General features: G+C 55.2%; 14 protein-coding genes. 11 read left to right on the forward strand and 3 right to left on the reverse strand.

What is annotated here, in order from left to right:
* Positions 1–25 precede the first annotated feature (25 nt).
* The gene (locus tag ABLU73_RS14885) at positions 26–307 is read right to left on the reverse strand and encodes a YjcB family protein (protein ID WP_002885064.1); all 282 of its coding nucleotides are present in this window, start codon (positions 305–307) and stop codon (positions 26–28) included.
* 509 nt (positions 308–816) lie between these two features.
* On the opposite strand from ABLU73_RS14885, the gene ABLU73_RS14890 reads away from it, so the two are divergent.
* Positions 817–2421 (forward strand): EAL domain-containing protein, encoded by a 1605-nt coding sequence (locus ABLU73_RS14890; RefSeq protein ID WP_085551762.1) that lies wholly within the window; start codon positions 817–819, stop codon positions 2419–2421.
* Here the strand turns inward: ABLU73_RS14890 and soxS are convergent.
* On the reverse strand, positions 2406–2735 hold the full coding sequence (soxS, locus tag ABLU73_RS14895; RefSeq protein ID WP_004206330.1) for a superoxide response transcriptional regulator SoxS: 330 nt from the start codon (positions 2733–2735) through the stop codon (positions 2406–2408). The genes ABLU73_RS14890 and soxS overlap by 16 nt on opposite strands.
* Positions 2736–2819: 84 nt before the next feature.
* Between soxS and soxR the strand changes: the two genes are divergently transcribed.
* The 4 genes from soxR (at position 2820) to ABLU73_RS14915 (ending at position 7740) form a co-directional block, all read left to right on the forward strand.
* Complete coding sequence (gene soxR, locus ABLU73_RS14900; RefSeq protein WP_004206331.1) at positions 2820–3278, forward strand: redox-sensitive transcriptional activator SoxR; 459 nt, start codon at positions 2820–2822, stop codon at positions 3276–3278.
* A gap of 259 nt (positions 3279–3537) precedes the next feature.
* Positions 3538–4206, forward strand: coding sequence for a glutathione S-transferase (locus ABLU73_RS14905; protein WP_017900107.1), 669 nt, complete (start codon positions 3538–3540; stop codon positions 4204–4206).
* A gap of 390 nt (positions 4207–4596) precedes the next feature.
* Positions 4597–5946, forward strand: coding sequence for an NCS2 family permease (locus tag ABLU73_RS14910; RefSeq protein ID WP_094311161.1), 1350 nt, complete (start codon positions 4597–4599; stop codon positions 5944–5946).
* Between the two features lie 147 nt (positions 5947–6093).
* Complete coding sequence (locus ABLU73_RS14915) at positions 6094–7740, forward strand: Na+/H+ antiporter (RefSeq protein ID WP_004206334.1); 1647 nt, start codon at positions 6094–6096, stop codon at positions 7738–7740.
* Between the two features lie 135 nt (positions 7741–7875).
* Here ABLU73_RS14915 and ABLU73_RS14920 read toward each other — a convergent pair whose 3' ends face one another.
* Positions 7876–8757 (reverse strand): LysR family transcriptional regulator, encoded by an 882-nt coding sequence (locus ABLU73_RS14920; protein ID WP_004206335.1) that lies wholly within the window; start codon positions 8755–8757, stop codon positions 7876–7878.
* Between the two features lie 105 nt (positions 8758–8862).
* Between ABLU73_RS14920 and ABLU73_RS14925 the strand changes: the two genes are divergently transcribed.
* The 6 genes from ABLU73_RS14925 to ABLU73_RS14950 all read left to right on the forward strand — a co-directional run bounded on the left by ABLU73_RS14925 (position 8863) and on the right by ABLU73_RS14950 (position 14904).
* Entirely contained in the window at positions 8863–9270 is a 408-nt protein-coding gene (locus tag ABLU73_RS14925) for a CidA/LrgA family protein (RefSeq protein ID WP_032456851.1), read from the forward strand.
* Entirely contained in the window at positions 9267–9956 is a 690-nt protein-coding gene (locus ABLU73_RS14930) for an LrgB family protein (RefSeq protein ID WP_264924105.1), read from the forward strand. The genes ABLU73_RS14925 and ABLU73_RS14930 overlap by 4 nt, the downstream gene beginning before the upstream one ends.
* Before the next feature lie 509 nt (positions 9957–10465).
* Positions 10466–11023 (forward strand): fimbrial protein, encoded by a 558-nt coding sequence (locus ABLU73_RS14935; protein WP_072096590.1) that lies wholly within the window; start codon positions 10466–10468, stop codon positions 11021–11023.
* A gap of 59 nt (positions 11024–11082) precedes the next feature.
* Positions 11083–11772 (forward strand): fimbrial assembly chaperone, encoded by a 690-nt coding sequence (locus tag ABLU73_RS14940; protein WP_032426186.1) that lies wholly within the window; start codon positions 11083–11085, stop codon positions 11770–11772.
* Entirely contained in the window at positions 11726–14317 is a 2592-nt protein-coding gene (locus ABLU73_RS14945; RefSeq protein ID WP_348850258.1) for a fimbria/pilus outer membrane usher protein, read from the forward strand. The genes ABLU73_RS14940 and ABLU73_RS14945 overlap by 47 nt, the downstream gene beginning before the upstream one ends.
* A gap of 35 nt (positions 14318–14352) precedes the next feature.
* Positions 14353–14904, forward strand: a complete 552-nt coding sequence (locus tag ABLU73_RS14950) for a fimbrial protein (RefSeq protein WP_004206345.1) — start codon at positions 14353–14355, stop codon at positions 14902–14904.
* Positions 14905–14911 lie beyond the last annotated feature (7 nt).

Genomic DNA, 14911 nt, shown 5'->3' on the forward strand with positions numbered 1-14911 from the left:
CTTCCCGTCGGGAAGCTTTTTAACCTCAGGTCATCATCATTGGCCATTCTGGCGGCGTCTGACTCATGACTTCAATCATCACATCTTTGATATTGCCCCAGATTTTGGCAATATCGAGCAGGGTGATGCCGAGCAAACCGGTGGCGAACCAGCAGGCGGCGGCAAGGCCGAGGCAGCTGCAGATCACCGCCAGACCGGCGTAATCGCTTTTGCGAAGCTGAATATTCAGTGAGCTGGCGAGAAACATGAGTACTGCGCTCACCAGGGGCCAGCGCAACAACACGACACTGGTAGTAATGGAAGCCATTAACCTATCCTCAAAGAAAGTCGGGGAGCCATGGACGACCTGGCGCGACTGACGATGGCATAGCGCTCTGGTCTCAACTGGCGTACTAGAGAGTGATGAAACGCTATTTCTGTTTCATCAACTTGTGTGAACTATATCACACTTGGCGCTTTCTTCACCAGTCAAAAAATGAGCTTTCGCTGCGTTTAATAGCAATGTTATTTGTGTGGATATTAGTGAGCAACCCCCGCTGATCTTATTTTCATTGCCTTGCTAATGATTATTATTCTGCGGGTTTTATTACCTGTTCTTGTTTATTACACGGAGAAACCGAGTCAGATACGCGTCTATTCTTAATCTTGGCGGAATATCTTCCGAATACCTGATAAATAAGTATTATTCTTCACCATCAGGGGTAAAGCTGACGCCCGTGAGGGCTGGCAGAAAATCTGCTGATATCTATCGCAGTCGCGATTGCTAACGTGTTTGGTCTACCTTAATTAAGGCATATCGCATGGATGTAAGCGTAAATGGGTGACAGTGCGCCGCATAAGGCGCTAAGGCTCATCGGAACGGGTTTGGTTATTTTATTGCCAGTGGTACTGGCATTGTGGTTTGCCCAGCTGCGGGCGAAAGCCGAAACCATTGATCAATTACACTCATTTTCGCAGCTGGCGCTGCAAAAAACGGAAATGGTCATCCGCGAAGCGGATCAGGCCCGGGCGAAAGCCAGCCAGTATCGCGGGGAGCTGTGCTCAGCGGACCATCAGCGTTATTTATTGCATATCGTTCGCGGCCTGCTGTATGTGGAAGATCTGATCTACGCTAACGGTCAGCGCTTTATCTGTTCAACGTCCGTTCATCAGCAAACCGGCTGGCGGATGCCGGCGGCCAATTACACCAAAAAGCCGGATGTCGCGATTTACTATTACCGGGACACGCCGTTTTATCCCGGCTTTGCTATGAATTATATGCAGAAGGGACCCTATGTGGTGGTGGTCAATCCCTTCTCGTTCAGCTCAGTGATCGCCAGCGATCGCGATTTAGCCTATGGCGTGTTCGATACCAAAACCAACCTCTTTTTCTCGGTGAGTAACAATGTCGAGCCCGCGGAGCTCCATGCGTTAATTCGCGAAGGCGATACCTTTTTTAATCAGAATGGCCGGGTGTATACGATAGCCCGCTCCGCTATCCGGCCGATCGCCGTCATTATGTCCACCTCGCGGGCCAGCTATTATCACAACTTTTGTGACCAGGCCAGCCTGACGCTGCCGCTGGGGATCATCTGCAGTATTTTACTGGTGCTGGTGTGGTCGCGCACCCGCCGTCAGTATCACTCGCCGCGCAATATGCTGCAGCGGGCTCTGAGCTGCCGCCAGCTGCGCCTGCACTACCAGCCGATTATCGATATTAAAAATAACCGCTGCGTCGGGGCGGAAGCGCTGCTGCGCTGGCCAGGGTTTGACGGCCCGGTGATGAACCCGGCGGAGTTTATACCGCTGGCGGAAAATGAAGGCATGATTGCCCAGGTGACGGACTACGTGGTGGATGAGCTGTTTTACGAAATGGGAGAGTTTCTTGCCAGCCATCCGCAGCTGTACGTGGCGATCAATCTCTCTGCGTCGGACTTCCACTCGGCGCGGCTGATTTCACAGATCAGTGAGAAAGCGCGCAGCTATGCGGTCTGTATCGGGCAGATCAAAATCGAAGTAACCGAGCGGGGGTTTATCGACGTACCGAAGACCACGCCGGTGATTCAGGCGTTCCGCGAAGCGGGCTATGAAATTGCCATCGATGATTTCGGTACCGGCTATTCGAATCTGCATAATCTGCACGCCCTGAACGTCGATATCCTTAAAATCGATAAAACCTTCGTTGATACGCTGACCACCAACAACACCAGCCACCTGATTGCCGAACACATCATCGAGATGGCGCGCGGGTTACGTCTAAAGACTATCGCGGAAGGCGTGGAGACGCCTGAGCAGGTAAGCTGGCTCTACAAGCGCGGCGTGCAGTATTGCCAGGGCTGGCTGTTTGCGAAAGCGATGCCGGCGCGGGAGTTTATGCAGTGGTTAGCCAATGCGCCCGCGCCCGTGAACGTGCCTCAGCCGTCGCGTCACGCGGAGATCTGATGGCGGTAGTCGCTGGGGGTGCGGTCGAACTCCCGGCGGAAGACCCGCGAGAAGGTTTGCTGCGAGACGTAGCCCAGATCCATGGCGATATCAAAGATCGGCCGCTGGGTGGTTCGCAACGCCTCCGCCGCCAGCAGCAGACGGCGCTGACGAATATAATCCCCCAGCGTCTGATGCATCACGGTGCGGAACATCCGCTGCAGGTACCACTTCGAGTATCCTGACTTTTTGGCGACTACATCAATGTTAAGTGGTTGATCGATATGTTCATCAATCCATTCAATCAGTGTTTGAATAATATCCTGATGGGACATAAAGCGGCCTCTCTCAATTCTCGATTCGTCGTTTTGTCTGCGGGCGAGTATAATTCCTCAAGTTAACTTGAGGTAAAGCGCTTTATGGAAAAGAAATCACCCCGCATCAAAATGCTGCTGACGCCCGGGGAAGTGGCAAAACGAACCGGCGTGGCGGTCTCGGCCCTCCATTTTTATGAGAGTAAAGGGCTGATCCACAGCCAGCGGAATGCCGGCAATCAGCGGCGCTACCGGCGCGATGTCCTGCGCGCGGTGGCGATTATCAAAATTGCGCAACGTATCGGCATCCCGCTGGCCACCATCGGCGACGCGTTTGGCGTGCTGCCGGAAGGGCACAATCTCAGCGCAAAAGAGTGGAAAATGCTGTCATCCCAGTGGCGCGAGGAGCTGGACCGGCGTATCCACACCCTGACGGCGCTGCGCGACCAGCTCGACGGCTGCATCGGCTGCGGCTGTTTATCGCGGCGCGACTGCCCGCTACGCAACCCGGGCGATAAACTGGGGGAAGAGGGGACCGGCGCCCGGCTGCTGGAGGAGGAGTGATAAAACTAAAGCGCCACAACTGGGCGCTTTAGTTGTTTTCCGGTCTTGGTCTTTCGCATTATCTCGTTGGTTCACGAGAGGGTTTCCCCCGACGTCGACGTCCCTCAGTATTGCGCAATCTGTTGATGGAGGTTCCGGTTTGCGTCGACACTTTAACTATGGCATCCGCCGCCGTTTTTTCCTCACTATTTTGCCGAAATTTTCCCGGCAATCAGCGCCTGTTCCTATAGTTAATTTGAACAAACCACGGGAGAGGCCCATGCTGACGGTACATCATCTTAATCAGTCACGATCGCAACGCGTACTGTGGGCGCTGGAGGAGCTACAGCTGCCTTATCAGATAGTCCGCTATCAGCGGGAAAAGTCGATGCTGGCGCCAGCGGCATTGAAGAAAATCCACCCGCTGGGTAAATCGCCCGTGCTGGAAGACAACGGCTATGTGCTGGCGGAGTCCGGCGCGATCCTTGAGTATTTGCAGGAGAGTTGGGACAGCGATGGGCTGCTGAAGCCGCAGGGCACAGATGACAAACTGCAGTACCGCTTCTGGCTGCACTATGCCGAAGGTTCGCTGATGCCGCTGCTGTTAATGAAGCTGGTGTTCGCCAGCCTCGGCAGACCTCCGGTGCCCTTTGGCGTCCGCTCGCTGGGCTCGCTGCTGGGCAAAGGTATCCAGAAAGCGTGGCTCGATCCCCAACTGGCCACCCATGCGCGGTTCATTGACAACCATCTGGCCACGCGGCCATGGTTTGCCGGCGAGCAGCTGAGCATGGCCGATATCCAGATGAGCTTCCCGGTGATGGCGCTGTTGTCCCGCGGCGGCATGGATGATCTTCGCCATATCGAGGCCTGGCGACAGCGGGTGGAGCAGCGCCCGGCCTGGCAGCGGGCCATCGAGCGCGGCGGCCCCTTCACCTTACCCGGCGCCTGAGGTATCAGCGGATCCGATGACGCGGCTAAATGAAAGCAACTGACTAAAAAATTGTTAGCGGATTGCGCATGGACGATAACGTTTGCGCATCAGCTGGTTATTTTCTGTTCGTCATAAGCGAAATTTAGCGAAATACGATAAACATCGGTTGAAAAGGGTTATCTAAAGGCCGGATAATCGTTTGCCTTTCTGTTTTGCTCCCTCTTTTATCTGCTATCCAGGGGGAGGAGACAAGGTTGACACACCGTAGTGTATGCGTGGAGTTAAACGTTTGCTTTTTTGCAGCCCCCCTGGCGCTGCGATTCGGTACAAGGAGATCGCGTTTAACTGGCAGTGGAGGGTCCACCACGCATACCAACGAACAATAAAAATTTTCAGGGGAAGTTTTCTATGTCTACGCCTTCAGCGCGTACCGGCGGTTCATTAGACGCCTGGTTTAAAATTTCGGCGCGCGGCAGCACCGTGCGTCAGGAGATTGTTGCAGGTCTCACTACCTTTCTGGCGATGGTGTACTCCGTCATCGTAGTGCCGGTAATGCTCGGTAAAGCGGGCTTCCCGCCGGCCGCGGTATTTGTTTCCACCTGTCTGGTGGCGGGCGTTGGCTCGCTGGCGATGGGGCTATGGGCGAATCTGCCAATGGCCATTGGCTGCGCTATCTCGCTGACTGCCTTCACCGCCTTCAGCCTGGTGCTGGGGCAGCACATTAGTATTCCGGTGGCCCTCGGCGCAGTATTCCTGATGGGTGTCCTGTTTACGGTGATTTCGGCAACCGGCATCCGCAGCTGGATCTTGCGCAACCTGCCGCAGGGTGTGGCACACGGTACCGGGATCGGGATTGGCCTGTTTCTGCTGCTGATCGCTGCCAACGGCGTTGGTCTGGTGATCAAAAACCCGCTGGATGGTCTGCCGGTGGCGCTGGGCAAATTTGCCAGCTTCCCGGTGGTGATGTCGCTGATTGGCCTCGCGGTGATCATCGGTCTGGAAAAAATGAAAGTACCAGGCGGTATTCTGCTGACCATTATCGGCGTGTCGATTGTCGGCCTGATTTTCGATCCGAACGTCCATTTCTCCGGTATTTTCGCCATGCCATCCCTGAGCGATGATAAAGGCAACTCGCTGATCGGCAGCCTCGACATCATCGGCGCGCTGAACCCGGTCGTGCTGCCCAGCGTGCTGGCGCTGGTGATGACGGCGGTCTTTGACGCCACCGGTACTATCCGCGCGGTGGCCGGCCAGGCAAACCTGCTGGACAAAGATGGGCAGATCATTAACGGCGGTAAAGCGCTGACCACCGACTCCCTGAGCAGCGTCTTCTCCGGTTTAGTCGGGGCGGCGCCAGCGGCGGTGTATATCGAATCGGCGGCGGGTACCGCGGCCGGCGGTAAAACCGGCCTGACCGCGGTGACGGTAGGGGTCCTGTTCCTGCTGATCCTGTTCCTCTCTCCGCTCTCTTATCTGGTGCCGGCCTACGCGACCGCGCCGGCGCTGATGTACGTCGGCCTGCTGATGCTGAGCAACGTGGCGAAAATCGATTTCAACGACTTCGTCGACGCGATGGCCGGCCTGATCACCGCGGTGTTTATCGTGCTGACCTGTAACATCGTGACCGGCATTATGATCGGTTTCGCGACCCTGGTGATCGGCCGCCTGGTCTCCGGCGAGTGGCGTAAGCTGAACCTCGGCACGGTGATTATCGCGGTGGCGCTGGTGGTCTTCTACGCCGGCGGGTGGGCGATTTAAACCCTTTGTGCTCCTCTCGGGCGGCTCAGGCCGCCCGTTTTATTTTTAAGCCACATCCTGTTTCCATTTGCGTTAATCTGGGTAGCGTATGATTCACAGGCAAGACGCCTCACAGGTATAAAAGAAAACGCAGCAAACAGGGAACACATGGAAATATTCTTTACCATCCTCATCATGACCCTTGTGGTCTCACTCTCCGGGGTAGTGACGCGCGTACTGCCCTTTCAGGTTCCACTCCCACTGATGCAAATCGCCATTGGCGCGCTTCTGGCGTGGCCGACCTTTGGTTTGCACGTTGAATTTGATCCAGAGCTGTTTCTGGTCCTGTTTATCCCGCCGCTGCTGTTCGCCGACGGCTGGAAAACGCCGACCCGCGAATTCATTGAGCACGGGCGCGAGATCCTTGGCCTGGCGCTGGCGCTGGTGGTCGTGACGGTGGTCGGCATCGGCTTTCTGATCTACTGGATTGTGCCGGGCATTCCGCTTATCCCGGCGTTCGCGCTGGCGGCCGTACTGTCGCCGACTGATGCCGTGGCGCTCTCGGGTATCGTCGGGGAAGGGCGGATACCGAAAAAAATCATGGGTATTCTGCAGGGTGAGGCGCTAATGAACGACGCCTCCGGCCTGGTCTCGCTCAAGTTTGCCGTCGCGGTGGCGATGGGCACCATGGTCTTTACCGTCGGCGGCGCCACCGTTGAGTTTCTGAAGGTGGCGATTGGCGGCGTGCTGGCCGGGTTTGTGGTGAGCTGGTCGTATGGCCGCTCGATGCGCTTCCTCAGCCGCTGGGGCGGTGACGAGCCCGCCACGCAGATCGTCCTGCTGTTCCTGCTGCCGTTTGCCTCCTATCTGATTGCCGAACATATCGGCGTCTCCGGCATTCTGGCGGCGGTGGCGGCAGGGATGACCATCACCCGTTCCGGCGTGATGCGTACCGCGCCGCTGGCGATGCGCCTGCGCGCCAACAGCACCTGGGCGATGCTGGAGTTTGTCTTTAACGGCATGGTGTTTCTGCTGTTGGGCCTGCAGCTGCCGGATATCCTCTCCAGCTCGCTGGTGGCGGCGGAAGCCGACCCCAACGTCGAGACCTGGATGCTGTTTACCGACATCATCCTGATCTATGCCGCGCTGATGCTGGTGCGTTTTGGCTGGCTGTGGTCGATGCGTAAGCTTAGCCAGCGCTTCCTGAAGAAGAAACCGATGGAGTTTGGCTCCTGGACCACGCGCGAGCTGCTGATCTCCTCCGTTGCCGGGGTGCGCGGGGCGATTACCCTCGCCGGTGTGCTCTCTATTCCGCTGTTGCTGCCGGACGGGAATGTCTTTCCGGCGCGCTATGAGCTGATTTTCCTCGCCGCCGGGGTGATCCTGTTCTCGTTGTTCGTTGGGGTGATTGCGCTGCCGATCCTGCTGCGTCACATTGAATCGAGCGATAATGTGCAGCAGCGGAAAGAGGAGCGTCTGGCGCGGGCGGCGACGGCGGACGTGGCGATTGTGGCGATCCAGAAGATGGAAGAGCGGCTGGCGGCGGATACCAAAGAGAATATCGATAACCAGCTGCTGACCGAAGTCAGTTCGCGGGTGATCGGTAACCTGCGCCGCCGCGCCGATGGTCGTAACGATGTGGAAACCTCGATGCTCGAAGAGAGCCTGGAGCGGCGCTTCCGCCTGGCGGCGCTGCGCTCTGAGCGCGGTGAGCTGTACCATCTGCGCGCCACCCGGCAGATCAGTAACGAGACGCTGCAGAAGCTGCTGCACGACCTCGACCTGCTGGAAGCGCTGTTGATCGAAGATCAGTGATCGTCAGACCCGGTGGCGTAGCGCCGCCGGGTGATCTCTCGTAACGCACGTGTGCCCCCGGGCAGCTGACGCCTTACCGGGCCGACAACCTCCGCGGTATCCACCCGATGCGCACCAGCCTGGCGCCGCCAGGCGTTATTCCAGCCAGAACGCTTTACTGCACGCCAGCCAGGCTTCAGCGCTGCGCGACATATACACCCCTTCCCGCCAAATCATCCCCAGCTCCCAGCGCAGCTCGCTTTGCAATGGGATCCAGCAAAAATTCTGCGGGTCGAGACGCTGGCAAATCGGCTCCGGCAGGATCGCCACGCCAATGCCGGCCTGCACCATGGCGGCGAGAAAATCCCACTGACCGCTGCGCACGGCGATCCGCGGCTTCACATCATGCTCGGCAAAGAGGCGCATCAACTGCTGGCTGAGGGCGAAATCTTCGTTGTAAATAACCAGCGGATGCGCCGCCAGCTCCGCCGGCGAGAGCGAGGTCTTGCCTTCCCACGTCGCGGTCCTGGGCGCCAGGACGCACAGCGGGTGGTTGAACAACGGTAAGGTGGTGAGGCTGCTTCCTTCTTCGATCGGCAGGGCGGTCATCGCCATATCAAGCTCGCCGTTGCTGACCGCCTGCTGAACCGTCAGGCCGCCAAACTCGGCGATTTTCAACTCGACGCCCGGGTAGCGTTCGCGAAAACGGCTGATCGGCTCGGCCATCAGCATCCCGACCATCGGCGGAATGCCCAGCCGCAGCACCCCCTTATGCAGGTGGTTGATATCGCTCAGCTCTGACTCCAGCTGGCTGAACTCGCCGAGGATCGCCTGGCCGCGTTCAAAAACCACGCGTCCGGTATCGGTGAGCAGCAGTTTGCGGCCGTCGCGGATCAACAGCGTGCAGTTCAGTTCATCTTCGAGATTTTTGAGCATCTTGCTGATGGTGGGCTGCGTGACGAACAGCTTTTCCGCCGCGCGAGTAAAACTCTGCTGACGAACCACTTCAACGAAATAGCGCAGCGTTCGGATATCCATAATTATTCCCTGAGACTATACCTGCGATGATTTTAATTCATTTCTGTCCGCGTCGGCGGCTCTCTATACTGCACCCCTGACTTCTTTTTTCCAGGAATATCGCTCATGGCCTTCGCGCCAGCTCGCGTTGTCCCCGTCGTGGCGCAACGTCTTCAGATCCCGGTGCAGGTACTTCTCTACGTCGGGTTATTTATCTTCGCGCAATATCTGGTGAACACCTGGCAGGTGCCGCTGCCGGCCAACCTGGTCGGCATGGTGATGCTCCTGCTGCTGATCGTCTGCCGGGTGATCCCCCTGAACTGGGTTCGCGCCGGCGCCCGCTGGTTGCTGGCGGAAATGCTGCTGTTTTTTGTCCCGGCGGTGGTGGCGGTGGTCAATTATGCTCAACTGCTGATGGTCGACGGCTGGCGGATTTTTCTGGTGATTGCGTTAAGCACGCTGATGGTGCTGGGCGCCACCGCCTGGGTCGTTGACAAGGTCTATCGTTACGAAGTGAGCAGGATAAATAAATGAGCGATGCCACGCTAAGCATCCTGTGTCTGGCGGCGACGCTGGGCCTCTATTACGCTAATAAAAAACTGTATCGCCGTTTTCATAAACTGCCGTTGATGCCGCTGGTATTTACGCCGATCCTGCTGGTGCTGATCCTGGTGGCAGGCCATATCTCTTATCAGAGCTATATGGGAGAGACCCACTGGCTGCTCTGGCTGCTGGGCCCGGCGACCATCGCCTTTGCCGTCCCGGTCTATGAAAATGTCGCGGTGATTAAACGCCACTGGATGTCTCTCAGCGCAGGGGTGGTGACGGCGGTGGTGGTAGCGGTGACCAGTTCCGTGTGGCTGGCGCGCGGATTGATGTTGTCTGACGAAATACAGCGTAGCCTGGCGGTGCGTTCGGTGACCACGCCTTTTGCCCTGGCGGCGGCGAAACCGCTCGGCGGTCAACCCGATCTGGTGGCGTTGTTTGTGGTGATCACCGGCGTCTTTGGTATGGCGGTGGGGGACATGCTGTTTTTACGGCTTGCTATCCGGGAAGGGATGGCGAAAGGGGCCGGGTTCGGGGCGGCTTCCCACGGTGCCGGAACCGCGCGCTCCTATGAGCTGGGCCAGCAGGAGGGCGTAGTGGCCAGCCTGGTGATGATGCTCTCAGGGGTGGTCGTCGTGCTGGCTGCGCCGGTCGTGCGCTGGCTGCTGTTTTAACATGGTCCCGTAACCGGATATTATGAAATATTGAGGGGGAGAATAGTTGTGGACTATTTTCCCCTGTTTTTGTTTATACCCGTTATTACTCATCATAAAAGATTAAGTCGATTCTTATGTTTCTCCTGAATTTGTAAGAAAATATTTCAATGGCGTCGGTTATTTAATTGCAATCTAAATATAATTCAGTGTTTTTATTATTTTCACGAATTATATAACTGCTTATCCAAGTGATTTTTAAGGTTTTTTATGTCGCGCCGATAATCTTTTAATACGCGTTGTATAAAAAATAGCATATCTGTTGATAATTGAATTTTTACCATGTGTTAGTTATTCTTTTTACGCGAGCTTGTATTATTGAATGGATTCATAGTGGGTCGTTTATTTCTGCATAATAGTGCCTGTCATCAAGCCGATAGCATGTAAATGCCGGCATGACGCCGCGCTGATTGAATTTCATTCTCTAATATCGCTGCATAAAGCAATTGACGGACTGATTGTCGTTTATAATGGATATGGGAATAAATATGAAGATGAGTAAAAAATTTCTGGCAGGTGCCCTGATTTTCTCTGCCTGCAGCGCGCTGTCTACCGTTGCCCAGGCTGATAACACCATTACCTTTAATGGCATTGTTTCAGATACTACCTGTACGGCGACCATCGATGGCGGTGTGACTGCCATTGATATGGGTACCACCTCGGTGGCGGACCTGAAAGCGTATACCTTCGGCGCAGCCAAAAATTTCTCCTTTAGCTTAGCGGATTGCCCGACGGTGGAAGAGGGGGGAAATAACTCCGCCCGCGTGACTTTCGGCGGGGTTTCCGATACCGCGAATAGCGATTACTTTAAAAACCAGGCTACGGAAGACGCAGCAACGGGCGTCGCTGTGGCGCTGTATGACGAAGCCGGTAGCCTGATGAAAAATAACGAAGAAGGTTCCGATGTCGATATCTCTTCCGGTGCCGCAACGATTCCGTTCACCGTTAAGATGGTGAAATCGGGCTCTGGTGAACCGACAAAGGGTGCCGTTCAGACAACGGTAACTTATAACGTGACCTATCATTAATTCTGCATTTTATTGAAGGGAGAAAGGGGGATCGTCTGTTATTCCCCTTATTTAAGCGTATGAGATATCCTTTTTTTGTGGTTGGTTTAGTGCTGTCGTCTTCTATCGCGCAAGCCAGCGTGGTGGTTGGCGGTACGCGCCTTGTCTTTGATGGTACGAAGAATAACGCCGTTATTAGCGTTGAGAATAAAGATCAGAACAGCAATATCGTGCAGTCCTGGCTCTCTGTGGTTGATGCTGCTTCACCAGCAAAAGATGCATTTATTATTACACCACCGCTATTTCGTCTTAAAGCCAGAGAAAAAGGATTTGTGCGTATTGTCCGTTCAGGAAAGATGTTACCAGACGACCGCGAATCCATGTTTTGGCTAAATATTAAAGGGATCCCGGCGACGGAATATATTCCTGATAAAAATGTCGTGCAGTTTGCTATCAACTCGAAAATAAAATTAATTTACCGGCCTGCCGCGTTAAAAGGTAATACACCAGAAAGCTATGCCGACAAATTACAATGGGGTAAAGAAGGAGCGACCCTAACGGTAAAAAATAGTTCACCAGTGTATATGAATTTCTCGCAGGTTAGTCTTAACGGTAAAAATATTTCTGGTGCATGGTTTGCAGCCCCGTTTTCGACTTTAAAAATACCCGTCAGGAGTAACCTGTCCTCGGCAGGAAAAAAAGAAATCACATGGAGCGTGATTAATGATTATGGTATGTCAGGGAAGAAATATACCGCTCTTATTCAGTAGCATTGAGCCGCTATTTCCAACTAAAAGTCTCTGCGTCGCTATTTTTCTGTGCCTGAGTACCCTACCTACTTGCGCTGAGGCCGGCGAATATTTCAACCCAAACCTACTCGAAGTCACCGCTAATAGTGCGACTTCAGTTGATCTGTCTTATTTTTCGCAAGATGGCGTACCGCCGGGTACTTATTACCTGGATGTTTTCATCAATGATAAGTATGTCGGTTCTGAATCGCTCCTGTTTCAGGTAAATAACCCTGACGCTGGTGCAAACGCAACGGTGACTCCCTGTCTTTCTACGGAGCTTCTTCATTCATGGCTCATCAATACCGCCGCCTATCCGAAGCTGTTCGAGGCAGGAAAAACCTGTGCTCAGCTGTCGGCGATCCCGGGCGTGACGTTTACGGTTTCACTTGCCCAACAGCGGATAGATTTTACCGTCCCACAAGCCGCCATGCTGAACCGCCCCAGGGACTATGTGCCGGAGAGCCAGTGGCAGCAGGGGATTAACGCCGGTATTCTCAACTACAGCATTTCCGGGCAGCGCAATACCCCGCGACATAACGGCGCGACTATCGACAGCCAGTTTATCAGCCTGCAGCCTGGCGTGAACCTGGGGCCGTGGCGCCTGCGCAACTACAGCACCTATAGCCACAGCGACAATAGCAGTCGCTGGGAGTCGGTATACTCCTATATCACCCGCGATATCCAAACCCTGCGCAGTCAACTGGTGGTGGGCAACACCTATACGTCGTCCGGCATCTTCGACAGCATGAGCTTTACCGGCCTACAGCTCAGCTCAGATAAAGAGATGCTGCCGGATAGCCTTCACGGGTTTGCGCCGACGATCAAGGGTATTGCGCGTACCACCGCTGAGGTCTCGGTCTATCAGAATGGCTATAGCATTTATAAAACCACCGTTGCACCCGGCGCCTTTGAAATAAAAGATCTTTACGCCACCGGCAGCGCCGGCGATCTGTACGTCAGCATTAAAGAGTCTGACGGCAGCGAGCAAAACTTTGTGGTGCCATTCGCCTCGCTGGCGATCCTGCAGCGCGAGGGCCAGCTGGACTATGCGCTGAGCAGTGGCAGAACGCGCTCAGGTAGCTCCGACGATAAAGAATATAACTTTATTCAGTCCTCTCTGGTTTATGGCGTGACCAGCAACGTTACTCTTTATAGCGGCTTTCAGCAGGCGGAAGATAAATACACCAACTTGCTGTTAGGCGCCGGTTTTAATCTTGGGACTATCGGCGCCCTCTCATTTGATGGTTCTCAGTCATGGGCTGATGTCAACGCCAACGCCGCGGCCACATCGACCAGTAAAGAACAGGGGCAATCTTATCGCGTCCGCTTTAGCAAAAGTTTTCTCCAGACCGGGACCAACTTTTCCGTGGCCGGTTATCGCTATTCCACCGCGGGATACTATTCGTTTCAGGATTTTGTCGATAACGCTTCCACTCAGTATGACTGCTGTACCAGCAACGGCAGAACGAAAGGCCGTTTTGACGCCTCGGTGTCACAGACGCTGTTTGGCTATGGCTCACTTTCGCTGTCGCTGATCAATGAAACCTACTGGGACAACTCGCGCATGGCGTCGGTCGGGGTGGGCTATAGCGGAGCAATCGGCAAAGCCTCCTACTTTATTAACTATTCCTATAACCGCAACGTGCAGAACACCGATGACAGCGGTCATAACCGGCCGGCCAGCGATACGGTCGTCTCCCTGACGTTAAGCATTCCGCTGGGAGACTCACTCTCCGCGAATTACACCATGAACCATGGCCGCCATAACGACACCACGCACAGCGTGGGACTTAACGGTTCAGCGTTCGAGGATCGCTCCCTGAACTGGAGCGTGCTGGAAGGGTACAACACCCAGGATAAGAGCACTTCCGGCAACCTCAGCGTCAACTACCAGGGGGCAAAAGGCGACGTGGCGGGCGGCTATGGCTACGACCGCTACAGCAATCACTACAACTATTCGCTGCGCGGCGGCATGGTCGCCCATTCAGGTGGGCTCACGCTGTCACGCTTTCTGGGGGAGAGTTCGGCGCTGGTCGAGACCCCCGGCGTCAGCGATGTGACGGTGCGCGGCCAGACAAACGTGACGACGGATGCCACCGGATATGCCGTGGTGCCCTACGTCCGTCCATACCATCGTAATAGCCTGGCGCTGGATGAACAGGAAATCCCCGGCGCTGAAGTGGATAACGTTGCCAGAACGGTGGTACCGACGCGCAACGCGATCGTCAAAGTGCAGTATGACACGCGAATTGGCTATAAGGCGATGCTCACACTGCGCACCCGCAGCGGGGTGGTGCCCTTCGGCGCGCTGGTGACCCTCGATAACGCCCGGCCTAACACCAGCGTCTCGCGCAGCAATATCGTTGGCGATGAGGGGCAGGTTTACCTGACGGGGTTGCAGAAAAAAGGCCAGCTGCTAGCACGCTGGGGGGACAAAAGCAGTGAGCAGTGCACCGCTCATTATGATTTCTCCAGCACCACGCTGAGCGACAATATTCAGTTTTATCAGGCCATCTGCCGATAATGGCCGTACGTTCGCAACAGGAAAAAAGGGCTGATATGAGCATTAAAGACTGCGGAGCAGGGGGCTGTGTACTGGCTAGCCTTTTACTGCTCTCCGCTCCCGGGTTGGCTTACGAGAGCAACAGCACGGTCAATTTTAAGGTTACGGGCACGATCGAAGCGCCCTCCTGTGAGGTGGCCGTGGAGCCGTCGAATCGTATTGATTTAGGCACCGTTCCCTATCAGACGTTCTCCGGAAAAGCGGGATCGAGCAGCGCCAGCGTGCCGGTTAAGCTGCTCTTTTCCAACTGTTCCGCCTATGCGTCGGCAGTGACGATCACATTCAGTGGGGCTGGTTTCGATGAAACCCATACTTCGATCTATAAAAACTATATGACAGGCAATAGCGGGGCCACCGGCGTTGGTTTGCAACTGCTCAGCATGGCCGACCAGCAGCCGCTGGGCCCCGATAACCAGTATCTCTTCACCTTTGATAGCGAAGCGGACATCCACACGTTCACCATGGCGGCACGGATGTACTCACCTTATGGCCAGGTGAGTCCCGGCATTGTCGGTTTTACCGCCACGTTTGATGTGGCTTATAAATAATGATTTC

The sequence above is a fragment of the Klebsiella sp. GG_Kp175 genome (assembly GCF_040062325.1).
Taxonomy (GTDB): domain Bacteria; phylum Pseudomonadota; class Gammaproteobacteria; order Enterobacterales; family Enterobacteriaceae; genus Klebsiella; species Klebsiella quasipneumoniae.